The following is a 22,153-nucleotide window of genomic DNA, read 5'->3' as shown; positions in this document are numbered from 1 at the left end:
GATCCCATCCAGTGCATTGACTCAGGAGTAAGTATGGCCAGTGCAGAGCCCCGTGTAGGGCAGCTAAGAAGCCGGATTGAAATGACTCTGCACACCTACCCTGCCGTTCTGGCATGGCATGGGCGGGGAGTCGAGAGTGGCAAACCTCAGGTCGTGGGGCTGAAGCAGTTTCTGTTTCTGACCGGGCGGATTCAGCAGGCCGCGGCGAAGGATGATCCCTATGCCGACAGCTGGCTGTTGACGCTCGAGGGTAAGGTTCACGAAACACGGCAGTCGCTGCAGCAGCTCAAACAACGGGTAAGCACCGTTCTCGACGCTATCCCCGAGGGGCTGGATGTCAGTCGTAACGTCAGTCAGCAACCCTTCGTGACGCCGGTGTTCACCGGAGGCCAGATGGGCTGGCAGGCCGTCATGCTGCTGATGGAATACGACGGGATTGTGCGAGATGTGCTGCTGGCCCATCACATCGGACTGCTGGGCAACAAGCAGCGTGCGTCGATGATTCGGGATCAAGGCGGGCACGCCATACGCTCACTGTGCTATGCCCCCGTCAAGTTTCCTGGCTTCAGCGGTGCCGGGCGTGATGACTTCGCGGCGAACAACGCCAAGGCCAGAGCGGCCAGGGAGAAGTTTGGTGAGTTGCCTCAGGACATTCTGGAAGGGACACGCCGCAGCGAATTTGCACCGTCGATTCGACGTGATGGAACAGTGTCGACCGCTGATGGTGAGGGATTGGAAGGTGTGGATCTCGATAGCGATCAGATAATGCCCCATAGCGACGAAACCAAAGACTGAACCCTCCTTCAGGTGATGCCACTGGCATCACTTCCACCAGGGTGGCTGGGGTGTTTCCCCCGGAAACAGTCCAGGAAGGTGGGATCCGGGTGATTCCCCCGGAATCACTTCCACCAGGGTGGCTGGGGTGATTCCCCCGGAATCACTCCGTGAAGGTGGGATCCGGGAGATTCCCCCGGAATCACTTCCACCAGGGTGGCTGGGGCAGCAAGATTTTTTCAGTAATGACTACAGGACTCGACCATGACTGCGACTGCACTGGATCAGCGTCAAGACTTTGCACTGAATCAGTACGCAAAGGGCCTTTTAAAACCCTTTAAGGGTAAGGGAGAGATTCTCCGTTTCAGGGATGAGTTGGATGTCGAGTGTCGTCGGCTGTATCAGGAAGCAGCGGACTTTGCCAACCGATACAACCGAACGGTGGTCCAGGCAGGACTGTGGCTCAAACCTCACAGTCACAGCGGAGGACGAGTTCGTGCTGTGCAGTGGCGTGATAAAGCGCAGAGCCAAATGGGGCGACGCTTGCTTGAAGCGGTTTTGCAGTATGGAGATGTTCCGCAGGGTATGAAACGTCAACTGGTCGAGATCGAAACCGAGCGGGCCATCTTCAATGCAAAGATCGCGGCAGCGACTCGCCAGGTGGATCGGCTGAACAAGTTGATCAAGGACCTTGATGAGATTGAGGCAATGGTCTGAATGCTGTCAGTGAGCCGGGAATAAGTCTGGCATTGCATTAACGTTTCCCACTGACATCCCTTCCCTTGAATAGGGAGAGTGGCCGGACATTCATTCGATTCAGGAGTTTCACCATATGAGCACGCATTTCATGGGCGAGGGGAACATCGGCACAGATCCAGAGATCAAGATGTTCCCTACCAATGGTAATCAGCCACCGCGTGGCGTGATGCGTTTGAACGTCCGCTTCGACAATCCAGTACCCACGGAAAACGGCAATGTCGACCGCGGCGGATTCTGGGCCAATGTGGAACTCTGGGACCGCAACGTCGAGAGCTGGGCTCGCCTCTATCAGAAAGGCATGCGCGTCATGGTGTCCGGCCGGATGGTGCTCGACGAGTGGAAGGACCGGGAAACCGGAGAAGACCGTTCGCAGTTCAAGGTGCAAGCGGTGCGTATTGGCATCCTGCCGTACCGAGTTTCGCAGGTCGTACTTGAACCTGCCAATAACGCACAGCAACAGCCCGCTCAACAACCAGCTCCGGGAAACCAGAACCGGAGTGGAGCCTATTCCAAGGCCGCTGGGCCAGACGGTGAGTGGGATAACCCGACCGGGACAGGTGATTCCAATTTCTAGAAAGCATTGAGGACGACACTCGGTGTAGAGGTGAGCTCTGCACCGAGACATAAGATAGCTATCTAGAGCGTTGCACGGGAGAGAGTGTCATGGACCCAAGTCTGATGGACCCCAACGAGGGCAGACCTGTACCAGGTAAAGATTCACCGAGCAACCAGAAGGAAGATCATGTTGCCGTGTTCAAGCCTTCAACCAGGGCAGCGATCCCTACAGCGATAGGCTGGATTCTTCTGGCCATGTCATTCACGGCATTATTGATATTTGCCATGGTTCAGCGACCGGATCTGGTGGTCTTGCCTGGAGCACGCCTGGCATTGCTCCTGGGCCTCATCTGGGCTGTGTGCTTGATTCCGCTTTTATACAAATTTCTGGTTCTGAAAACGGTCACTTATTCACTTACGACTCAGCGTCTGGAATATACCCGGGGCATTCTACATCGTCGTCGAGATCAGCTAGAGTTGGTGCGGATTCGAGATATCACATCGAATCGAACGCTGATGGATCGGCTATTAGGCATTGGCACCGTTATCCTGGATACGGTTGACCGTTCTCACCCCGAATTCAGAATTGAAGCCCAACTCAATGTATATGGGCTCAGTGATTGGCTGCATAGGCTGAATGCTGCAGAACGCCAGCGACTTGGATATCGGGAGTACGAAGGAACTCAGGGGCTCTGACGCAACTTGCCTCGCTCGGTTGACTGAATGCCTGAATCAATAAGGATGTAGAAATGAAACGTGTATTGATAGCTGCAGGGCTACTGGCCCTGACAGGGTGTGCGGCACAGGACCATTACTACTCTCAGGGTGTGTGTGTGACGTGCATCAATAACCCGCTCACCGGGGAGCCAGTGAACTACGACCCCAACGAAACGCCGCAACGGGTGGCGACGAACGCACAAGGCGAGACCGTCGATGTCAGCAATCTGGGCAGTCAGCGTGGGTCGGTCGATATCGATTCCCCCGTCGACGTGGATACCGCCTATGCTCGCATCAAGTCGTCCATGGGATTCCGTTCGCCGAATGACTTCGAGAGCCCCGAGAGTACCACTGCAAAAATGCAGATGGGCGATGTCGCCTGGAAGCATGACCGCACCCCGGGTGCCTACTACAACCTCGGGGACTATGGTCGCCAGACGGTTGGCGGCACCCGCTACTCCATCCTGCAGCGTGTTCAAATCGAGAAGAGTGGCTCCGGCTCGCGGATCCACTATAGCTGGGCACCGGCGGACAAGCGGATTCCCTATGATGGGGCTGCGATGGAGTCTGCTCTGACGCAGCGATTGAACGCTGCATTGCAGTAAGGAGTCATCGTAAGCGGAACGGATAGGGAGTTGGCACTATGGCAGATGAAGCTGATGTTGCATCAGAAATTGCTGACCACTGGGTTAGCATGCGTGTCGGTGGTCTACTGCAAAGTGTGAATACAGTCTCAGATAATACTCACTGTGAAGATTGTGGAGACGAAATTCCTGCAGCACGTCGAAAAGCCGCTCCATGGGCAACGCTTTGCTTGACCTGTCAGGAAACCCAGGAAAAAGCCTCTATGCAGTATCGTCGATAACCTTGAGGACTATGGCGAGTACTTACATCGACGTAATTAACGTTTCAGACTGATTCCACTGCTCTATCCCTGCACGCTGGGCCTCATACTTCTTGTGAGGCCCAGATTTATGTCTCGATTATTTCTCTGCGAAAAACCCAACCAGGCGCGTGACATCGGCAAGGTGTTGGGTGCCACCCGCCGTGGAAACGGATGCCTTCATGGTGATGACGTCACTGTCACCTGGGCTGTCGGCCACCTGCTCGAGCAAGCTCCTCCTGATGCCTATGACCCCGCGCTCAAGCGCTGGTCGTTGGACTCGCTCCCGATCCGACCGGTCCAGTGGAAAACTGTCGTACGCAAGGATGCGGCCAAACAGTTCAAGGTCATCCAGGGCCTGCTGAAGCAGTGCAGCGAGGTGGTGGTGGCCACGGATGCAGACCGCGAGGGAGAAGTGATTGGGCGTGAGATCCTTGATGCCTGTCGCTACCGGGGGCAGGTATCTCGACTGTGGTTGTCTGCGCTGGACGAAACGTCGATTCGCAAGGGGCTGGCAAGCATTCGTCCCGGAGCATCGACCGTCTCGCTGTATCAGGCAGGACTGGGGCGCTCGCGTGCGGATTGGCTGGTGGGCATGAACCTGACGCGAGCGTTCACGGTGCTGGCCCGTCAGCAGGGCTTCGATGGCGTGCTGTCGGTGGGCCGGGTACAGACACCGGTATTGGGGATTGTCGTCCGGCGTGACCAGGAGATCGCCAATTTCGTCCCCAAACCCTTCTGGGAGGTGCTGGCCAACTTGCAGGCTCAAGGTGGTGCCTTCCAGGCCAAGTGGGTACCGAGCAACGATTCCTGGCTCGATGAGGAAGGACGCTGCATCAATCGTGAGGCCGCGCAAGCAGTAGCCTTGCGAGGGCAGAGCGGACAGGCGAGCGTGGTAACGGTCGAGACCAAACGGAAACGTGAAGCTGCACCACTGGTGATGAGCCTCGGCACGCTGCAGCAGGAGTGCTCTCGACGATTCGGGTTCGGGGCGCAGAAGGTTCTCGATATCGCGCAGTCGCTCTACGAGACCCATAAAGCGACAACCTATCCTCGTACTGACTGCCGATACCTACCGACATCGATGCTGTCCGAAGTCGGGGTAGTCGTGAAGGCGCTCCTGCATTCGGATGCCTCGCTCTCACCGGTCATCGAGCGTCTGGATATGAATCTACAGAGCCGTGTGTGGAACGACAGCAAGATAACGGCTCACCATGGCATCATCCCCACCACCTCCACCTGTGACATCTCGCGGATGAGCGAAGCCGAACGTCAGGTCTATGAGCTCATTCGGCGTCACTACCTCGCCCAGTTTCTTCCTGCGCATGAGTACGATCAGACCGACGTGCAATTGGATCTGGACGGGGAGCGTTTCGTGGCCTCGGGTCGACAGGTGCAGGTCGAGGGGTGGAAAGCGCTGTTTCCTCGTGGGAAGAGCAAAGGGCAGGACGACAGTGATGCGGATGACGACGAAACCGCTGGAGCGCAGGCGCTCCCGCCACTTCGTCAGGGGGAGAGTTGTTCTGTGCAGGCGATCCAGCTCAAGGATCGTCAGACACAACCCCCGAAGCCCTTCTCGGAAGGTACGCTTATCTCAGCCATGACCAATGCGGCGCGATTCGTGACGGATGAGCGCCTGAAGGCGCGATTGCGTGAGAGCGCGGGCATTGGCACCGAAGCGACACGATCCGGGATCATCGAGACGCTGCTGGCTCGAGGATTCCTGTGCAAGAAGGGGCGCACGATCGTGTCCACTCCGCTGGGGCAGGCATTGATTGCGGCGCTCCCGCCGCAAATCAGTAACCCCGGAATGACAGCACTGTGGGAGCAGGCGCTGGATCAGGTCGAAGAAGGATCCTTGTCGCTGGATGACTTCATGCAACGTCAGAACGTCCTGCTCGACAAGCTCATCGGCCTGGCGCTCCAGCAACCCCGCTTGAATCTCCCGGAAATGCCGAGCGAGAGCTGTCCGCTGTGTCAGGCCAAGATGCGCAAGAGGAACGGGGATGATGGGCCATTCTGGGGCTGTAGCCGGTATCCCGAGTGCAAGGGCACGAAGGCGATCGGCAAGAAGAAGGGGAAATCGGGTGCTCGAAAATCGAGATCCAGAAAGGGGGCCAGTGGTAGTACATCATGAGATGGTGCAGTCACCGGCGTCTTCCTTGCCATAATGGCAACACTGCTTGATAATTGGGGCCATACCCCGTTGCCAACTGACGGTTATCAGTTGGTCCCTTTGGACTCTCCATGGGTCTGATCCCAAAGCGCGAACACCTGGCGAAAACGCGCACCCACCCGCAAAGACTCTTTGCATTACATTGGCATGTATCGGGTTCCAGGTTCCTTATGTTTCAGGTCGACCGGTCGTCGACCACCTCCTTTAGTCAGGTTTGACCAGCCAGCAAGATGCCCTCTACTGGGTTTCTTGCTGGCCGGTTGGACTGAGCTTCACCCTGGCGGTGCCGGTCGCCTGACCCCCCGGCTCCCTTTGTGCGGGGATCCGCGCACAAACCTACCTGTCCAACGCCATGAAACGGGACGGGATGCAGAGGCAGATTCGATCGCATGACTACGAGGGGCATGACGATTGATGGCCGGCATAATGGCAATCTTCACACGCTACCCGCACCGGTATCCGGTAGCTGATTCGACTTGCGGTATTGGTCCTCAATCCCAAGGCGAGGCGGCGAGGCAAGTCCTCGCGGCCCCGGCTTGAGATTGACGATCGAATTTCAGGGTTGACGTATTACGTGAGTAGCGCAATCCTAAAGGTGTCAGACGTTGGCTGTTGACGGTAACAACAGCGCCCTTTGCCCTTCGGGGCACCTCCCAAAGCCGTAACGCATCCCGAGAGACGGCACCCTGACGGGTTGGATGCAGACTTCTAAATCTCGGCACTTTGCCGAACCACCCATCCGGGGAAACACTTCCCCGATGGGGATGGTGTATCTCCCGGATTCGTATGTCTCAACTCCAGGAGAATCACCATGACGACTTCCACCGATAAGCAATTCTTCGATCTTCACATCACTGGCGTCGGCTACCTCAATCGTGTTCGTGAGGTGACGCCGAAACGCGGTAACGCTTTCTGGGCCTGCGACATAGCGGCGCTCAACGGTCCTTCCGATGACGTCAGCTATACCCGCTTTGACTGCCGCGTAAGCGGTCGTGAAGCAGAGAAGCTGGTCAAGAAGTGTGAACAGGCGGTCAACATGAAGAAGAAGGTGTTGATCAGCTTCAAGCTTGGCGATCTGTGGACCGACACTTTCACCTACTCAAAAGGTGATCGTGCTGGGCAAACAGGCGTCAGTTTGAAAGCCCGTCTGCTCTTCATAAGCTGGATCAAGATCGATGGCGAAATGGTCTATCAGGCCCCTCGTCGCGACAATGATCAGGCAGAGGCTGCTGAATCACAGGACCAGCAGTCCGAAGCCGCTCAGGAGTCCAGTAGTGCCCCCGAGGCATCACCGGTTCCCAGCAGCTACGCTGCCGTCCATTCAGGTGAAGCCGCTGGATCCTTTGATTCACCGGCGATGCACTGAATCTCTGCACTTCCAACCATCCATTCAACCGGGGCATTCCCGGTTGGATGGAGGTTGATGTTCGTACCCCTCTCAAATACCCATGTCGCGATTTAGCATTTCCTCTCCTTTCCGGGGCCATTCCCCGGTGGGATGGCTTCATCTCAACCATGGAGTCAATTTGATGCGTCTCTACTGCCTGGTGACGAAATACCATGAGCACGCGGAAGAGGCTTACCGCGTCTCATATGCCATTTATGAGGGCAATCCCGCTTGGCCGGCTCTTCCGATTGGTCATATCAGGCGCGCCTACTCTGTCGAAGTCGATGATGGGCACGCTGAATGGATCGCGTTTGATCGACAGTCACGCCCTTTCAGTGGCGAGACGCCCGAAGCGGCCCTGGAAGCCTTTGCTGATCGCCCTTCATGGCAACTCTTCCATCGTCTTGAGCCGCTGTAGTTCATCCAACTGAACCAAATCACCCAACCGGGGCCACGCCCTGGAGGGGTGGTTCCGTCAACATATTGGAGCGATCCCATGAGTGATTATCTGAACCATCAGCTTGCTGCCGAAGATCTGATTCCGCACATGCTTGAAGCCTTCATGGCAGGAGATTGAGGGGTCAGGAAGGGCACCGGATCACGGGGTAGCCAGCACAAGTTGGTCTGAGCACTATGGAGTTTGTTGCGTGCCGTGCTTGCTGCAAAGAATGCTGCTCAATGCAAAGCGGTCTGAACATCGCAGACGACCCTGTGAGCCGCGATCGCCACGATGCCTCGCCGGGACAAATCAAATCATGCGGTCGAACGGCCCAGTACGTCCTGTACGGTCGGATCCTGGTCCATGCGCACATGGAAGCGTGCAATGTTTGGATAATCCTTCCAGGTTCTGGGCAGCTTGGCCGTCCATCTCACCATGATGTAGGCATAGGCGTCGGCGACGGTACGACGCTCCCGGTACACGTGGCTACCTTGCCCGATTAGTCGGTCGAGATGCTGCATGACGCGATCGATACGAACGTAAGATGCTGCGCGAACCTGGTCAAGCGCGTGGGGTGTGTGGTCCGTGGTGAAGCGCTGTGGCGCGAAGAAAGGCCAGAACGCGGGGTGAAAATCACCCGTCAGGAAAGCCATGCTCTCGGCAAACTCAAAACGGCCTTGCGCATCAGCGTCTGGGCCGAGTTGCGCATCAGGATACATCTCTGCGATGTACGCCAGAATCGCATCAGCCTGTGTCATTGCCCGTGGCCCACCGATGTCAAGCGCAGGCACCATGGCCAGCGGGTTGATGCGACGGAAGGTCTCCGAAGCAGAGTCAGCCCGTACGGCCTCAAAGTCGGCACCGGCCCATTCCAGGGCGATCCAGCAGGCGACGGCACAGGTGCCAGGCGCGTAGTAAAGCTTCATGGCTCTATTCCTCCCAGTGTTGCTCGGCCAGCCCGTTCTGCGATCAGGCCTGCAAGGCCTGGCCGATCACTTCGACGATCTGGCCACCTTCCGGTGTCGACCAGTCCCCCGCCAAACCTGCCAGCAACTGATTCGTGCCCAACAGCGTGGCACCCGCATGTTGCATCCGATCAAGCGACAGCTCATCGGCCATCTTGCCGGGTGAACCTCCGGCATCGGCTACGACTAGCACTTCATAGCCAGCCTCCAGCAGGGTCAGCACTGGAAACACCGTACACACGTCATTCGTGACTCCGGCGACGATGAACGTTCTGCGCCCGGTCGCCTTCACGGCCGCAGCGAACTGGTCGTCATGCATGGCATTGACGATGCCCGCGCGCTGGATGCGCGACTGGAACTGCTGGGGCAGTATCTCTGCGAGTTCGCTCAACAGCGGACCTTGGGCATGGTCTTCCATGCTAGATGTCAGGACTACAGGCAACTTCAGGATGCGAGCGGTTTGGGCGAGCATCAGCGCGTTGCGCTTCATTTCCTCGAAAGAGATCGATTTCACCCAGCTCATCGTGCCGACCTGATGGTCGATGAGCAGGACAGCGGCGTCACGCCAGGAAGCACGGTTGTCTGTCATTGCAATTCTCCAGATACGCAAGGTGGGCTCTGAGGTGTCACCCGGCCATGATCACACTATCCAATGAATCATATTTGGTGTAAATATAGAGAATCTCATTTAAGAATCCCATTTTTGGCGCAATGAAAGTAAACCACGCTACCGACCATTTGCGGGACATGAGCCTGTTCGTCGAAGTGGCTCGAGCTAAGAGCTTTCGCCGCGCGGCAGAGGCACTGGGCATGCCAAGCTCGACGCTGTCGCGCCGGATACAGGCATTGGAGAGGGCGATCGGCTTGCGTCTGCTGCATCGCACAACGCGCCGCATCGAGCTGACCGAAGCTGGACAACTCTATTTCGAGCGCAGTCGGGGCATCGTCGAGGAAGCGCGGCTGGCACACGAACAGCTCGACGAACTGGTGTCGCAGCCACGCGGTGTGCTTCGCGTGTCCTTGCCGGTGGACTTCGCCATCGTGTTCCTCACCCCCCGCCTGCCAGAGTTCTGCCACCGTTATCCCGGTATCGCGTTCGAATTCGATCTGACGCCGCGCCGCGTCGATCTCGTCGCGGAACCTTTCGATGTGGCGATCCGCATGGGGGCGCTGACGGATTCTCACCTTGTCGGCCACAAGATTGCGCATGTGCCGCGCTGTCTCTATGCATCGCCGTCCTATCTGGATGCACATGGCGAACCAGGGACGCCAGACGAGCTATCGCAACATGAATGTCTTCTTTTTCCGAACGAGACCCATTGGACACTGCTGCGTGACGGAGCCAAGTGCCAAGTCGCCGTGGACGGCAGGTTTCATCTCAACAATGTCGGCATGATGCAGCGCCTGGCCGCAGATGGCTTGGGCATCGCGCTGCTCGCGCCGCCGAGCGTGTCAGATACCGCAGGGAGGGGCACCCAGCGCCTTCGGCAGGTATTGCCTGACTGGCAGGCAACTCCCATTGAAGTGCATGCGCTCACTGAAACCCGCCTGCTGCCAGCGAAGGTCCAGCGCTTCATCGAGTATCTGAAAGAGCACTTGGCACAGTAGGCAGCACGAGCTGTGCCCGCTTCGAAACGACCCGCCGGGGATTAGCGGCAGGAATACGGACGGGAACGATTGCCTTCCCAAACGTGCGATGATCAACAATCCAATTCGCCAACCGCGCAGTTCAATGCGCGCGCTCACAGCAATTGTAGAGGGAGCAGACTCAGATCTACGGATAAGCTTGCGGTCTTTGGCAATCGTCACCGCTGCAGCGCGACCCAGCTTGCTTTCTCAAGGCTCTTATGTGGCTCTCAGCCCACAACGCCGCGCTTTCGCCCATCGGCCCGAAACAGAGCTAACTTATTGCGCTGTATATGCTTTCAAGCCTTGCGTAATTTGCACGAAAGGCTTGATGTCGGTCCTTTTTTTGACCGTCGAGCAGGCCCGCGCACTGACACAGGAATGGATGGTCAGCACTGCGACCACCAGCGGGTCATGACAAGCGAGCACTGCCAGCAGGCCGTCGCCTACATCGCCGGACTGCGCGAATCCCACATCGTAAAGCTCTTCGAGCAGTCCGGACACTCAGGCCTTCTTCCAGCTCCTAGGTTGCCCGTGATAGTGGCGACTGGTCAATGTGCAGCTTCTCCGCCTCGCGGGGGGCGAAATGGAGTTCTTTGGCCACAGTCAGGAAGCAGCGAAGATGGCGAAGCTCCATCACTTAGTGTTCTTGTATTAGTCTGCCACGACCGCCCTCACTGCATCGTCTGCAGAGCGGGCTACCACGACCTTGCCGGTCATGCCGCCGTTTTCCAGCAGCCGATGCGCCTCACGCAAACGGGCGGCGTCGAGGGGATAGAGCACGCGGTTGGCGGTCGAGCGCAGCACGCAGGCATCGACTAGCGCGGTCACTTCGTCGAGGATGCGATGCTGCGCAACCATGTCCGGCGTGCCGAACAGCGGGCGCGTGAACACCATTTCCCAATGCAGCGACACGCTCTTGGCTTTGAACGGCACTGCATCCAGCGTGTCGTGGTCGGTAATGATGGCGAGCCTTCCTTGCGGGGCGATCAATTCAGCCAACTCCCCCCAGTGATCAGCCGTGTTCGACAGCGCCGCAATGTGCGTGACGGGGGGCACCGGCAGCGCGTTGACTTGTTCCGGTAGGGGCTGCCGATGGTCAATGACGTGGTGTGCCCCAAGGGCCAGGCACCAGTCGCGGCTTTGCGGGCGCGAGGCCGTGGCGATCACTGTCAGGCCGGTCAGGCGACGGGCGAACTGGATCAGCATCGAGCCGACGCCGCCTGCGCCGCCCAGCACCAGAAGACTGCCGGCATTGGCCGGCTTGCCGGGCGGCACGCTCAGGCGATCGAACAGTAGTTGCCAAGCGGTCAGCGAAGTCAGGGGCATCGCCGCCGCTTCGGCAAAGCTGAGGCTCTCGGGCATATGGCCGACGATGCGCTCGTCCACCAGATGGAACTGCGCATTGCTGCCAGTGCGATCGAACGAGCCAGCGTAGTACACCTGATCGCCCGGCCGGAACAGCGTGACGGCTTCGCCGACAGCCTCCACGATTCCGGCAGCATCCCAACCCAGGCATTGAACGGTATCGGGCGCAGTAACCAGCCCCGCCCGTATCTTGGTATCCACGGGGTTGACCGAAATGGCGCGAACGGCAACACGCAGATCGTTTGGCCCAGGTACCGGTCGCTCAACATCCACGTCAACAAGGCAGTCTGGATCGGCCAGCGTGGAGTGTTTTCGGTATGCGACGGCAGACATGATCGAAGAAGTCGCTGCCATCATTGCCTCCTGTCGGCCAAAGCCCCGTTCCATCTCAAGGCCGGGGATTGGCTGGCGTTTTGCGAGTGGAGACACAGGTGATGCGCCTGGATGCAGAGGGAAATACGGAGAGGCATCACAGCTAGACCTTTCGTGAATGAACAAGACCGCGACGGTAAGCCTTCTGACATTGAAGATAAATAGGATACAGTTCCTTTCTATACGGAACTTCCTGTCTGCAATTGGAGGCGGAATGGAAAATCTGAGCGGTTTCGTGGTGTTCGTGCAGGTCGCGGAAACGCGCAGTTTCGTGGCGGCCAGCCGGCTGCTGGGCGTGTCTGCCTCTGCCGTCGGCAAGAGCGTTGCCCGATTGGAGGAAAAGCTGGGCGTGCGCTTGTTTCACCGCAGTACGCGCAGCGTCACTCTGACGGCGGAAGGTGCGCTTTTTCTGGAACGAAGCCGCCGCATCCTGGCCGAGATCGAAGCGGCGGAGATGGAGCTATCCCAGGCAACGGCCGCTCCACATGGCCGCTTGCGCATCAGTCTGCCGATGGTGAGTTCACCGATGCTGCCGGTGTTGGGCAAGTTCATGCGCGAATACCCTGAGATCGAACTGGATCTGGATTTCACCGACAGGTTGGTCGATGTCGTCGAGGAAGGCTTCGATGCCGTGGTCAGAGCTGGCGAGCCAACCGACTCGCGCCTCGTTGCCCGGAAACTCGGCTCTTTCCGTTCGGTGCTGGTGGCTTCCCCCGACTACCTGGCGCAACGCGGTATACCCAAGGTTCCTGCCGATCTGCTGGAACACACTTGCCTGCACTATCGCTTTCCCCACACCGGCAAGTTGGAGCCGTGGGAGTTGCGCCGCGCCGAGGGGGAACCTGAGCTGCAATTGCGTACCTCGATGATCTGCAACAACATCGAGACGCGCGTGCGCTTTGCGCTGCAAGGCTTGGGGATTGCGTACCTGCCGGAATTCGCCATCGAGGAACCGCTGTCGGATGGGCGGCTGCACACGGTTCTGACCAGTTATGCGCAACGTACGGGCGCATTCTATGTGCTCTGGCCTGCTAGTAAATACCCCTCGCCGAAAGTGCGGGCCTTGGTGGACTTTCTCCATGCACGGGTGCTGCCTCCATATGAGCCCTGCTAGGCGGCAAATACCGCCCCGAAGTAGACGCCGGCCTGGCGCTGCTTGCTATCGAGTTGCAAGTTGTCGAATAGCCGCTTGATCACTCCCAGGCTTTCTCTGGTGTGGCCCACATAGCAGACATTTCTTGTTTTCGGGTTGCTGTGTCAAGAAACCCGATCCTGCCTGTTTAACATTCCCCGTCGACCGAACCCCGTCATGGCGGCACCGTGAGCCTGATTCTGATCAGATCATTACGAGGCCAACCAACATGAAGCTGCACGGTTCATCACCTCTTCTGTCCTGTGGTGTAGCGATGGTGCTGCTGGCCGGCTGCGCTCAACAGCCGCCTGCCAAAACGAGCACCACACCGACAGTTGATTCAGCCAGCGCACTGCAGATCTCCCCGCTGGACGAGCCCAGGGTCATCACAACGGAGCACCAGATCGTCACCGGTCCCAATCCCCCTCATCGCGGCATTGTGGATCCCGATGTCTACGATCAGGAATTGATTCCTGTCGAGGTCCTGCGCACAGGGCGTTATCAGCTGGTCACCATGCTGGCTCCGATGGGGCAGCGACATCTGCTCGAGCAGATCGTCAACGTACGCATTCCACCGAGCCTTTCCACCACGGTGGGGGATGGCATCCGTTACACGCTCAAGAACACGGGATACACACTCTGCCCAGCCACCCGGGGTCACGAGGAGTGGCTCTACAGCCGTCAGCTGCCTGCTGCCCATTACCACCTGGGTCCGATGACGCTGCGTGAAGCGTTGCAGGTACTGGCCGGCGATGCCTGGGAACTCGAGGAGGATCCCGTGCGTCGCCAGGTCTGCTATGAACAGCGCGACCTCCGCACGGTGAAAACCACAACGGTCGTACCGGAGCGGAGCCATGAGTGATCTGACTGACAAGCTGCCCAATGATCCGGAGCCCAATGGGCCTTTGTCCAGTGAGGCTTCCAGGGATCCACTCACTGCGAATTCTATTGATCGTCTCCCCTGGTCGAAGATCATTGTGTGGGGGCTTGTTGTCGCTCTCCTGGGTGGTCTTGCTATCGCTCTCTTCATGGTTCTGGTTGCCGGCACAGACAGCTTGCAGGGAGACCCCACTGACACTCCGGAGCCATCCCCAATGGCACAAGGTGTTGTCATCGAAAGCCTTCAGGGATCTGTGCAGGACCTGGAGCAGCGTCTGGGCTCGTTGAATGACCTGAACGCTCGTGTGGCCTCAATGGAGCAGCGCCTGGGTGAGATCAATGCGCAACTCGACCAGCCGTCGGATGCGCTTGATGTGGAGAGTCTGACTCATCGAATGGATGCACTGGAAGGCTTCCTCGAAGAGGCAAGTCCCCGGATCGACATGCAACTGACGGCGCTGGAAGAGGTCGTGTCGAATCGCCTCGCCGAATCGGCTGCCGCGTCTCGGCATGTCTCAGAACCTGAGCCGTCCCCCACGCCAGCAAAGCCCAGAACGTCAAGCCGTCCAGCAGTGCCCCGTCTTCCTCTCCACATTTCCGGCGTCGAGTACCGGGGTGGCCGTCCTTTCCTGAGTGTCGCCACCGGTCCGGTACATGATCTGGACCAGGTGAGACTGCTGGGAGAGCGCGAGTCCGTGGGGGAGTGGCAGCTGGTCACTATCAACGCCTCAACGGCGGTATTTCGTTATCGCGGGCAGAACGTCACGGTCAATCTGCCGTAGGAGCTGAATGATGAAACTGGCAACTCACATGAGCCATTCCGGTCATGGCGGCATCCGACCCAACGCCATTGCCTCGATGGCGGCCATGATGTTGATTCCCTTGAGTTCGGCACATGCCACCGTCCCGCCAGGGATCGACATTTTTCCCACGAAAGAACTGATCGACAAGGTGGAAGACGCATCTGAAGCGTCAGCTTCCCTGGCAGAGCTCCAGGTCGACGTCAGCGATCTTGATCAACGTGTCGCCGGGCTCGGGGCCACGGATCGCAAGCTCGAGGAAGTGTCCACGCAACTTGCTGATACGTCCGTCCGCCTGGAAGAGAAGGGGAAGGAACAACAGCAATTGGCTGAACGGCTCGATGCGCTCGAAGCATCCGTCAAGGCCCTGGTGGCCATGACCGAGGAGCGCATTGCGGATATGTCCCAACGCCTGGCTCCCGAGAGCACAGAGGAGGAATCTCAGGGGGATGAAGAAAGCACGTCCTCCGAGGATTCCGAGGACGAATTCGGGAAGACGCCTGAAGCTGGCTCCGACGATGGCGATGCTGACACCGAACAGGAAGACGCCTCTGGGAGCTCCAGATCAAAGCCCGAGACAGACGCGCCTGAAGCGGTGGCGGAGAAGGCTATCGACGATAAAGAGGAGGCTCGCTCATGAATCGCAAAGCGTTAAGCGTGATGGCGGTGACGATATTGCCCTGCCTCGCACTGCCGGCATGGGGACAAACCTGGTTGTCGCAGGACGTAGATGAAACTCAGCGGGGTGACTCGACAGTCTCCGAGACGGTCATTGAGCGGAGCCAACAGCGTGCTGCCGACGCCTGGGGGCTGAACCAGCAGGAGATCCAGCGCTATAAATCGATCATGGAAGGGCCTCGAGGGACCTGGTCACCCAATCTGGATCCCTTGATGGCACTGGGTCTGGAGGCGCGTTCGGACGCTGAACGGCAGAAGTATGCGGAGTTGCTGGTCGAGACCGAGCGCAAACGTGTCGAGGCAGAGCTCGCGTTCCAGCGCGCCTACGATGATGCCTGGCAGCGTCTCTACCCTGGCGACATGCCGGTCAACTCGTTCACTACCAAGGGCGGCATCGATGCCACTCAATCGGTGTTTGGACACTCGGCGGCATCGTCGTCTCCTCGACTGAATGTGGTCGTGGCCACCCAGGAATGTGTGCAGTGCGATGCCACGGTGAAACGACTGCTCAGCACCGGGGCCTCCATGGACATCTGGATTGTCGATTCAGAGGGGAGTGACGATCGCATTCGCAGTTGGGCAGCGGAAGTGGGGATTCCCCCCGATCAGGTGCGCAGCGGGAGTATCACGCTCAACCATGGTGGCTCGATCAATATCGACAGCGCTGAGTTGCCGCGCGTCGCGCCGAGGGGGTGAACGATGCGACGCGTGGTCATGGCGATGGCAACACTGGCAAGTTTGCTGACAGTAGGGCAGGCAAGCGCAAACACGCCGGACATTCCCTCCTCGCCGGATATTCCTTCCGCTTACGTTGTGGCAGCAGAGGACAATGGCATCCCGCCGGAAGTGCTCTATGCCGTGGCCATGACGGAATCGAAGATGTCGCTGGAGCATACCGTGCGGCCCTGGCCGTGGACCTTGAACGTGGCCGGTAAGGGCTATCGGTACGACACTCGCGATGAAGCCTGTACGGCACTGCGTTCGTTCCTGCAGCAGACTCGCGTCGTTGATGTTGGCATCGCCCAGATGAACGTGCGCTGGCAGACACAGGTGTTTGGTCCGGGGAAACGGTTCTCCGATCCCTGTGCAGGGTTGGATCCTTACGCGAACCTCGATGAAGCCTCAAAGGTGATTCGGCAGCACTACGATGCGTCCGGTGACTGGGTGGTGGCTGCTGGTCGGTATCACCGTCCTGCGGGTGGAACACCGGCAGCGCGATATCGCCGGAAAGTCCGTGAGGAGCTGGCTCAACTGGGATCCTCTCCCACTCTGGGGACGGATTCTGCAGAGCTCATGGTGGCACGCGTCGCTTCTTCCAGTCGTCCAGCACCCCCTTCAGCAACAGCAACCACTCCTGACAATGACGCCAGCCTGACCTGGGTCACGCCCACCCCCCGATCGCCGGATGCTGACGTCACCTGGGTAACCCCGGAACCACGTCGGTGGATGGCGGAAGTTGCCGTGGCCAGTCGCTGATTCTCGACAAGGAACATGCTCATGAATCGTGTGAACCGTTACTCCCTCAGCGTGATGGCAGGGTGTCTGATTCTGGCCTTGCCTCTGGTCGCGCAATCACAGGCACCTGTTCAACGTCCACCGGGGCTTCCGGATCTGGAAGTGGTGGCCGATCACGGCGGCGAGTCGGCACGTCCCTATTACGTGGCCATCAAGGGGGCCGGCGTCGACGAGCAGGAAGGGTACTCCCCGCAGATGGGGCCTCAGTCACGCCCGACTGGGCGGTACAGCGAACAGGACATGTTGCCGGTCGAGAGCGAGCAGCTGACTCCGGGGCAGGTCGTCGCGCGAGATCTCGAACTCCCGGGAGGGTTTACCCCGATCTTCGTGATTGGTGACGACGCGCTGTCGCGTCAGTGGCTTGACCAGCGAGGTGACATTCTTCGCGACATGAATGCCGTGGGCCTGGTGGTTCAGGTTCAGGATGAACAGGCCATGCAGGAACTGCGTCAGGCCGCTCGAGGGTTGGAGTTGCGCCCTGTCTCTGGTGACGGTCTGGCGGAACGAGTAGGGCTTCAACACTATCCCGCCCTGATCAGTCAGAACGGCATCGAGCAGTAGAGGGAGAGCGCCATGGATTCGGTACAACCAACTTCTGTCTCCCCTGACTTCACCCCCAAGCGCTTCATGTTTGGTGATGTTGCCTTCAATAAGGTGTACCGCCTGGCGAAGGATCGTGTCATTGAGAGAAATATGCTGAGGCTGTACCAGAAGGTTCATCTTCGCAGAGGGTTCGTGACGATCATCATCTGCAATCTCTGGCGTATCGACCGGTCCTTGTGCTCCCCCGATGTGGAAACGTTTCTCTGGGACTTTGACAGCAATACCTGGCAACCATCGCTTTGCAATTACAAGGTCTGGCCGCTCATCTCTCTGCTTCCCATTCACCGCGTCAGTTCGCCGTCACGGAAAGAACAGCAATCGCTCTCGGATGCGTTCACCGTGCTGCGGAGGGCCTTGAGTTATGTTCTGGACCAGTCCGGTTTCCAGAAGCTACCCAGGGCCAAACGCTCCCGGCTGGCAGAGGCTTTCCTCCATCAGCAGTTGGGCGTCAAGACCTCTCGAAGCCGCTTCCAGCTCGATCATCGCCGAGCGGGATCGGCAATGCGTGCCTTACGCAAGAACCTCTGGACGGAGGTTATTGACCAGAAGGTGCTTTCACTTACCTCATCCATGGTGGGGTATCGGGCGCGATTGGGATTAACCGATTACCTGCGCTGTGCCAGCCACTGGACCGGCTTGAAGCGGGTCGCTCTCGAACATCGCAACTGTGTTCCGTTACTGCAAGACATAGAGCCGCGCCATTGGGCGAGGCCAGACTTGTTTTCCAGGCACCTCTGGGTGACGGGGACACGGAAGACGACGCTGATCGATCGTCGCGGTTTCATGTGCAGGGACCGTTATGAACCCCTCCAGTACCTGTCCAGCCTGCAGAGCAAGGCCGACTTTCGATGGCTGGTACAAGCTCCGACATCGGTATTGAACCATCTAAAGGGAAGTCTGAAGACATCCGGTCAACCGCAACTGTCTCGATGGGTCCGGTTGCTCAGACTCGCGCAGCCTCAGTCGCGCATTCCAGCCTTTGCTCTGGTCATCGCGATCGATGTCATCAGCCTCCACCGGTTGTCACCTGAGAATCCCTGTGATGTCAGGGTACTTCGAGCCTGGTTCTGCGAGTGTTCTCGCCTGTGGCAGGAAGAGGGCTTTTCGGCGTTCCGTCAATCCATGAGGCTCAGGGGGGCCGACAGTTTGAGCAATCAACTTCGACATGCCATGGACTGGTTTCGCGACGGAGGACGGGCTGCCGGCTTGCCGGACAAGCAAATGGGCTGGGAAGCCATCAAACGTCATAGCGACATTTATCACCAGCAGTTGATGCAGGACGGGGAAGGCCCACGGAGACGTCGAGACGAAAGACAGCTCTCATGGACTGCTCCAGTGCCGCGATTGGAAACCGATGGCCTGGAGGCCGAAGCCCTTCTCAGTTCTGCTGGTCTACGTGAAGAAGGCCGGCGAATGCATCACTGCGTCGGTGGATACGATGACCGCTGTGCTGAAGGGGAGTACCTCGTATATGCCCTCTCCACAACAGAGGGCAGTGACAGAGCCACTCTGGGGTTACGCGTCCAGCGCACAGGCAAGGTCGCCATGGATCAGCTTTTTGGCCCTTGCAACCAGGAGGCTTCTACTGCGTTTCACAAGTTTGCTCGCGTCATCGTCAAGCACATCAACGGCGCCATCCTGGAGAAGGCAGCATGAGCAGTCATCATCCCCTTGAGTCTCTCTTACGTCCTGCTGTTGAGCTGAATACCGTTTGGGTCTGTGCCGGCTGTGCCGTGCTCTGTATCTATGCGCCCTGGTCACTTGCGCTGACACCCAGCGTAGGCATCAGTACAGCGCTCGCCTTTGTGGCTTACGGTGCCTGGCGTTTTCACCAGGCATGGGTCGTGCTGCGCTATCGGCGCAACATGCGTCGACTGCCGCGGTTCGCCCTTCCGGCGAGGAAGGTGCCCGTCAGCAAGCGCAGCTTGTGGCTTGGCAAGGGGTTCAAATGGGACGCGCAACATACCCAGCGTTTACATGAATCCGCACAACCAGCGGCAAAGGTCTACGTGCAGCCAAGCGCCTGGTTCCAGCGAGCGCGGCGTCTGGAGCAAACTCTGGAAGGTGGCGCGGTGGGTCAGCATATCGCCGCATTGTTGCGCTGGGATTCTCCCTTGAATCCTGTGCGTCCACTTCCTCCGGTAGGCGGGCGTCCTGCACTTCATGCGGTGGAATGGAAGGAACACGATGTCTGGATGCCGCTGGGCGAGCGGGTGGGCCACACGCTCGTCGAGGGGACCACGCGAGTCGGGAAGACACGTTTGGCGGAGATCCTGATCACTCAGGATATCCATCGTGGTGACATCACCATCTGCTTCGATCCCAAAGGGGACGCGGATCTGTTGCTGAGGATGTATGCCGAGGCGCAGAAGGCGGGACGTGGCGATGAGTTCTATATCTTTCACCTGGGCTGGCCGGATGTCTCCTGTCGCTACAACGCCGTGGGCCGTTTCTCACGGCTCTCCGAGGTATCGACCCGTGTGACGGGACAGTTGTCTGGCGAGGGGAACAGCGCCGCGTTTCGTCAGTTTGCCTGGCGGTTCGTCAACATCGTTGCCCGGGCACGACATGCGCTGGGTGAGCGTCCAAGCTATGGCCAGATCCTTGCCGATGTGGTGAATATCGATGCGCTCTTGATGCAGTACGTCCAGGAGACACTGGAACAGCAGATGCCAGGCTCGAACCAGCAGATCACCGACATCGAGGGCAAGCTCAATGACCGCAATATGCCGCGCAACATGGTGGGGCGTCACAAGCGAGTGGTCGCGATCGTCCAGTACCTGCAGCAGCCGGAGGTCATCGAGACACTGACCGATCCCGTCCTCGATGGTCTGCTGTCAGCGGTTCGTTACGACAAGACCTACTTCGACAAGATCGTGGCATCACTGCTGCCGCTGCTTGAGAAGCTGACCAGTGGCAAGATCGCGGAGCTGCTGTCACCGGACTACAACGACATCGAGGACGATCGCCCGATCATCGACTGGCAGCAGATCATTCGCAAGAAGGGCATCGTCTACGTGGGACTCGATGCACTGAGTGATTTCGAAGTCGCTCAGGCAGTGGGCAATTCGATGTTTGCCGATATCGTGTCCGTCGCTGGCCACATCTACAAGTTTGGCGCTGAAGATGGACTTCCTGGCAGTAGCAACAAGAAAGTCCCGATCAACCTGCACTGCGATGAATTCAACGAGTTGATGGGGGATGAATTTATTCCGCTCATCAACAAGGGCGGCGGTGCAGGGATCCAGGTGACCGCCTATACCCAGACGCTCTCTGACATCGAGGCACGCATCGGGAATGCCGCCAAGGCCGGCCAGGTGGTGGGCAACTTCAATACCTTGATCATGCTACGCGTGCGGGAGGAACGCACCGCGAGGCTGCTCACCGACCAGCTGCCCAAGGTCAACGTTTCGACCAGGTTGATGGTCTCCATGGCCAGCGACAACGCCGACGTGAACAGTGACCAGGACTTCTCGAGCTCGGCGGGTGACAGGATTGGCACCGAATCGGTCGACATGCTGGTCCCGAACGACATTATCGGCCTGCCGAAAGGTCAGGCATTCGCGCTCCTCGAGGGCGGTCAACCCTGGAAAATCCGCATGCCGTTGCCAATGCCGGACAAGACGGAAGACGTGCCCCGAGATGTGGCCGATATTGCCGAGCGGATGCGCGCCAAATACAGCACGGGCGACCAGTGGTGGGAAGGTGTGATGCCGCCGCCGATCCACCTGGATTTCGAGCCCCCGCAGCAGGCGACTCGAGCTCGGGACCGTGATGTGCCACGGGCACCTGGCGATGATAGCGGGGAGGGTGACGATGGCCAGCTCTGAAGCTCCGGCAAGACGAGCGGAAAGCAAACGCTCAGGTGCGATAGGGACTCTGTTCAAGCTCCCGTTCACCCTTCTGGGGATCCTCGTCATCTCGATCATCTGTTCGGTCCTGATCGAATGGGTGGGGATCTATTTCGGTTGGTTCAGCCAACCTGGTTCGGAACATGCGCGTCAGACAATGATGTCCGAGATGGGCTACCTGGATAGCCAGTTCACCCGGTCATTGCTGGTGTCCTCCCCGGTGGAGTTCGCGACCTGGATCGTCAATACCTGCTACCAGTGGATGTTCGTAAAATCCGGGATTGCTGCCTGGGCAGCGTCAGGAAACGGCTCGGAGGGGTGGATCGGCGTGGTTAAGACCTATCTGCAGGCGGGCATGTACGTCACGCTCATGACACTGACGCGTTGTGTGATCCTGATGTTGACCGCGCCACTGTTCATCCTGGCTGGCCTGGTTGGCTTCACCGATGGCCTGGTCAGCCGCGATATTCGCCGGTTCGGTGCAGGCCGAGAATCGGCATTTGTTTACCATCACGCCAAGCGGATGGTGACACCGATATTCCTCACCGGTTGGCTGATCTACCTATCCCTGCCGTTCTCGATCCATCCCAACCTGTTTCTGCTGCCGTGTGCGCTGTTGTTCGGCATGATGATTACCATCGCCACTTCGAGCTTCAAGAAATACCTTTGAAAGC

24 protein-coding genes are annotated in these 22,153 nt (G+C 58.5%); 20 read left to right on the top strand and 4 right to left on the bottom strand.

The annotated features are described in order from the left end of the window. The first annotated feature begins 33 nt into the window (after positions 1-33). The 9 genes from AR456_RS18945 (at position 34) to AR456_RS18910 (ending at position 7,669) form a co-directional block, all read left to right on the top strand. Entirely contained in the window at positions 34-795 is a 762-nt protein-coding gene (locus AR456_RS18945; protein ID WP_021817725.1) for a PFL_4669 family integrating conjugative element protein, read from the top strand. Between the two features lie 243 nt (positions 796-1,038). Next, positions 1,039-1,491 (top strand): DUF3158 family protein, encoded by a 453-nt coding sequence (locus AR456_RS18940; protein WP_021817726.1) that lies wholly within the window; start codon positions 1,039-1,041, stop codon positions 1,489-1,491. A 115-nt stretch (positions 1,492-1,606) separates the two neighbouring features. Next, positions 1,607-2,107 (top strand): single-stranded DNA-binding protein, encoded by a 501-nt coding sequence (locus AR456_RS18935; RefSeq protein WP_021817727.1) that lies wholly within the window; start codon positions 1,607-1,609, stop codon positions 2,105-2,107. Between the two features lie 89 nt (positions 2,108-2,196). Then, on the top strand, positions 2,197-2,784 hold the full coding sequence (locus AR456_RS18930; RefSeq protein ID WP_021817728.1) for a PH domain-containing protein: 588 nt from the start codon (positions 2,197-2,199) through the stop codon (positions 2,782-2,784). Between the two features lie 53 nt (positions 2,785-2,837). Then, positions 2,838-3,410 carry a hypothetical protein gene (locus AR456_RS18925; protein ID WP_021817729.1) on the top strand — a complete coding sequence of 191 codons (573 nt, stop codon included), beginning with the start codon at positions 2,838-2,840 and terminating at the stop codon, positions 3,408-3,410. 38 nt (positions 3,411-3,448) lie between these two features. Next, on the top strand, positions 3,449-3,670 hold the full coding sequence (locus AR456_RS21845) for a TraR/DksA C4-type zinc finger protein (protein ID WP_031207164.1): 222 nt from the start codon (positions 3,449-3,451) through the stop codon (positions 3,668-3,670). 109 nt (positions 3,671-3,779) lie between these two features. After that, on the top strand, positions 3,780-5,825 hold the full coding sequence (locus AR456_RS18920; RefSeq protein WP_021817730.1) for a DNA topoisomerase III: 2,046 nt from the start codon (positions 3,780-3,782) through the stop codon (positions 5,823-5,825). An 850-nt stretch (positions 5,826-6,675) separates the two neighbouring features. Then, positions 6,676-7,230, top strand: a complete 555-nt coding sequence (locus AR456_RS18915; protein WP_021817731.1) for an STY4534 family ICE replication protein — start codon at positions 6,676-6,678, stop codon at positions 7,228-7,230. A 163-nt stretch (positions 7,231-7,393) separates the two neighbouring features. Beyond that, on the top strand, positions 7,394-7,669 hold the full coding sequence (locus AR456_RS18910) for a hypothetical protein (RefSeq protein WP_021817732.1): 276 nt from the start codon (positions 7,394-7,396) through the stop codon (positions 7,667-7,669). A gap of 335 nt (positions 7,670-8,004) precedes the next feature. On the opposite strand, the gene AR456_RS18905 is transcribed toward AR456_RS18910, so the two are convergent. Both AR456_RS18905 and AR456_RS18900 read right to left on the bottom strand, forming a co-directional pair. Further along, entirely contained in the window at positions 8,005-8,616 is a 612-nt protein-coding gene (locus AR456_RS18905) for a glutathione S-transferase family protein (protein WP_021817733.1), read from the bottom strand. A gap of 43 nt (positions 8,617-8,659) precedes the next feature. Next, positions 8,660-9,244 carry an isochorismatase family protein gene (locus tag AR456_RS18900; protein WP_021817734.1) on the bottom strand — a complete coding sequence of 195 codons (585 nt, stop codon included), beginning with the start codon at positions 9,242-9,244 and terminating at the stop codon, positions 8,660-8,662. Between the two features lie 158 nt (positions 9,245-9,402). On the opposite strand from AR456_RS18900, the gene AR456_RS18895 reads away from it, so the two are divergent. Next, positions 9,403-10,263: a LysR family transcriptional regulator gene (locus AR456_RS18895; RefSeq protein ID WP_021817735.1), complete on the top strand. Its 861-nt coding sequence runs from the start codon at positions 9,403-9,405 to the stop codon at positions 10,261-10,263. Positions 10,264-10,560: 297 nt separating this feature from the next. Here the strand turns inward: AR456_RS18895 and AR456_RS18890 are convergent, their stop codons facing one another. Together AR456_RS18890 and AR456_RS18885 are read right to left on the bottom strand one after the other, a co-directional pair. Then, positions 10,561-10,785: a hypothetical protein gene (locus tag AR456_RS18890; protein ID WP_021817736.1), complete on the bottom strand. Its 225-nt coding sequence runs from the start codon at positions 10,783-10,785 to the stop codon at positions 10,561-10,563. Positions 10,786-10,935: 150 nt separating this feature from the next. After that, a complete protein-coding gene (locus AR456_RS18885) occupies positions 10,936-12,003 on the bottom strand; it encodes a zinc-binding alcohol dehydrogenase family protein (RefSeq protein WP_021817737.1) in 1,068 nt (355 codons plus the stop codon). A 232-nt stretch (positions 12,004-12,235) separates the two neighbouring features. Between AR456_RS18885 and AR456_RS18880 the strand changes: the two genes are divergently transcribed. The 10 genes from AR456_RS18880 (at position 12,236) to AR456_RS18835 (ending at position 22,149) form a co-directional block, all read left to right on the top strand. Then, positions 12,236-13,135 carry a LysR family transcriptional regulator gene (locus tag AR456_RS18880; protein ID WP_021817738.1) on the top strand — a complete coding sequence of 300 codons (900 nt, stop codon included), beginning with the start codon at positions 12,236-12,238 and terminating at the stop codon, positions 13,133-13,135. Positions 13,136-13,382: 247 nt separating this feature from the next. Then, positions 13,383-14,015: a PFGI-1 class ICE element type IV pilus protein PilL2 gene (gene pilL2, locus AR456_RS18875; RefSeq protein WP_081694590.1), complete on the top strand. Its 633-nt coding sequence runs from the start codon at positions 13,383-13,385 to the stop codon at positions 14,013-14,015. Then, the gene (locus AR456_RS18870; RefSeq protein ID WP_021817741.1) at positions 14,008-14,814 is read left to right on the top strand and encodes a hypothetical protein; all 807 of its coding nucleotides are present in this window, start codon (positions 14,008-14,010) and stop codon (positions 14,812-14,814) included. The genes pilL2 and AR456_RS18870 overlap by 8 nt, the downstream gene beginning before the upstream one ends. A gap of 7 nt (positions 14,815-14,821) precedes the next feature. Then, positions 14,822-15,472 carry a V-type ATP synthase subunit I gene (locus tag AR456_RS18865; protein ID WP_156405783.1) on the top strand — a complete coding sequence of 217 codons (651 nt, stop codon included), beginning with the start codon at positions 14,822-14,824 and terminating at the stop codon, positions 15,470-15,472. Beyond that, positions 15,469-16,206, top strand: a complete 738-nt coding sequence (locus AR456_RS18860) for a TIGR03759 family integrating conjugative element protein (protein ID WP_021817743.1) — start codon at positions 15,469-15,471, stop codon at positions 16,204-16,206. The genes AR456_RS18865 and AR456_RS18860 overlap by 4 nt, the downstream gene beginning before the upstream one ends. 3 nt (positions 16,207-16,209) lie before the next feature. Further along, positions 16,210-16,986, top strand: coding sequence for a lysozyme family protein (locus tag AR456_RS18855; RefSeq protein WP_021817744.1), 777 nt, complete (start codon positions 16,210-16,212; stop codon positions 16,984-16,986). Between the two features lie 21 nt (positions 16,987-17,007). After that, positions 17,008-17,586 carry an integrating conjugative element protein gene (locus tag AR456_RS18850; protein WP_021817745.1) on the top strand — a complete coding sequence of 193 codons (579 nt, stop codon included), beginning with the start codon at positions 17,008-17,010 and terminating at the stop codon, positions 17,584-17,586. 12 nt (positions 17,587-17,598) lie between these two features. After that, positions 17,599-19,284, top strand: a complete 1,686-nt coding sequence (locus AR456_RS18845) for a PcfJ domain-containing protein (RefSeq protein WP_021817746.1) — start codon at positions 17,599-17,601, stop codon at positions 19,282-19,284. Further along, positions 19,281-21,458, top strand: a complete 2,178-nt coding sequence (traD, locus tag AR456_RS18840) for a type IV conjugative transfer system coupling protein TraD (RefSeq protein WP_021817747.1) — start codon at positions 19,281-19,283, stop codon at positions 21,456-21,458. The genes AR456_RS18845 and traD overlap by 4 nt, the downstream gene beginning before the upstream one ends. Further along, a complete protein-coding gene (locus AR456_RS18835; RefSeq protein ID WP_021817748.1) occupies positions 21,445-22,149 on the top strand; it encodes a TIGR03747 family integrating conjugative element membrane protein in 705 nt (234 codons plus the stop codon). The genes traD and AR456_RS18835 overlap by 14 nt, the downstream gene beginning before the upstream one ends. Positions 22,150-22,153: the final 4 nt, after the last annotated feature.

It is taken from the genome of Halomonas huangheensis, assembly GCF_001431725.1.
Taxonomy (GTDB): domain Bacteria; phylum Pseudomonadota; class Gammaproteobacteria; order Pseudomonadales; family Halomonadaceae; genus Halomonas; species Halomonas huangheensis.
Note: the sequence above shows the minus strand (reverse complement) of the source record. Positions and strands in the feature narration are given on the sequence as shown.

Excerpts from the sequence above, each read along its gene's own strand:
- AR456_RS18845 (WP_021817746.1), top strand. The coding sequence starts at position 17,599 with ATGGATTCGGTACAACCAACTTCTGTCTCCCCTGACTTCACCCCCAAG.
- AR456_RS18870 (WP_021817741.1), top strand. The coding sequence starts at position 14,008 with ATGAGTGATCTGACTGACAAGCTGCCCAATGATCCGGAGCCCAATGGG.
- AR456_RS18850 (WP_021817745.1), top strand. The coding sequence starts at position 17,008 with ATGAATCGTGTGAACCGTTACTCCCTCAGCGTGATGGCAGGGTGTCTG.
- AR456_RS18925 (WP_021817729.1), top strand. The coding sequence starts at position 2,838 with ATGAAACGTGTATTGATAGCTGCAGGGCTACTGGCCCTGACAGGGTGT.
- AR456_RS18865 (WP_156405783.1), top strand. The coding sequence starts at position 14,822 with ATGATGAAACTGGCAACTCACATGAGCCATTCCGGTCATGGCGGCATC.
- AR456_RS18880 (WP_021817738.1), top strand. The coding sequence starts at position 12,236 with ATGGAAAATCTGAGCGGTTTCGTGGTGTTCGTGCAGGTCGCGGAAACG.
- AR456_RS18945 (WP_021817725.1), top strand. The coding sequence starts at position 34 with ATGGCCAGTGCAGAGCCCCGTGTAGGGCAGCTAAGAAGCCGGATTGAA.
- AR456_RS18900 (WP_021817734.1), bottom strand. The coding sequence starts at position 9,244 with ATGACAGACAACCGTGCTTCCTGGCGTGACGCCGCTGTCCTGCTCATC.
- AR456_RS18855 (WP_021817744.1), top strand. The coding sequence starts at position 16,210 with ATGCGACGCGTGGTCATGGCGATGGCAACACTGGCAAGTTTGCTGACA.
- AR456_RS18905 (WP_021817733.1), bottom strand. The coding sequence starts at position 8,616 with ATGAAGCTTTACTACGCGCCTGGCACCTGTGCCGTCGCCTGCTGGATC.
- AR456_RS18910 (WP_021817732.1), top strand. The coding sequence starts at position 7,394 with ATGCGTCTCTACTGCCTGGTGACGAAATACCATGAGCACGCGGAAGAG.
- AR456_RS18895 (WP_021817735.1), top strand. The coding sequence starts at position 9,403 with ATGAGCCTGTTCGTCGAAGTGGCTCGAGCTAAGAGCTTTCGCCGCGCG.
- AR456_RS18915 (WP_021817731.1), top strand. The coding sequence starts at position 6,676 with ATGACGACTTCCACCGATAAGCAATTCTTCGATCTTCACATCACTGGC.
- AR456_RS18860 (WP_021817743.1), top strand. The coding sequence starts at position 15,469 with ATGAATCGCAAAGCGTTAAGCGTGATGGCGGTGACGATATTGCCCTGC.
- AR456_RS18935 (WP_021817727.1), top strand. The coding sequence starts at position 1,607 with ATGAGCACGCATTTCATGGGCGAGGGGAACATCGGCACAGATCCAGAG.
- AR456_RS18885 (WP_021817737.1), bottom strand. The coding sequence starts at position 12,003 with ATGGCAGCGACTTCTTCGATCATGTCTGCCGTCGCATACCGAAAACAC.
- AR456_RS18930 (WP_021817728.1), top strand. The coding sequence starts at position 2,197 with ATGGACCCAAGTCTGATGGACCCCAACGAGGGCAGACCTGTACCAGGT.
- AR456_RS18835 (WP_021817748.1), top strand. The coding sequence starts at position 21,445 with ATGGCCAGCTCTGAAGCTCCGGCAAGACGAGCGGAAAGCAAACGCTCA.
- pilL2 (WP_081694590.1), top strand. The coding sequence starts at position 13,383 with ATGAAGCTGCACGGTTCATCACCTCTTCTGTCCTGTGGTGTAGCGATG.
- AR456_RS18920 (WP_021817730.1), top strand. The coding sequence starts at position 3,780 with ATGTCTCGATTATTTCTCTGCGAAAAACCCAACCAGGCGCGTGACATC.
- AR456_RS18940 (WP_021817726.1), top strand. The coding sequence starts at position 1,039 with ATGACTGCGACTGCACTGGATCAGCGTCAAGACTTTGCACTGAATCAG.
- AR456_RS21845 (WP_031207164.1), top strand. The coding sequence starts at position 3,449 with ATGGCAGATGAAGCTGATGTTGCATCAGAAATTGCTGACCACTGGGTT.
- traD (WP_021817747.1), top strand. The coding sequence starts at position 19,281 with ATGAGCAGTCATCATCCCCTTGAGTCTCTCTTACGTCCTGCTGTTGAG.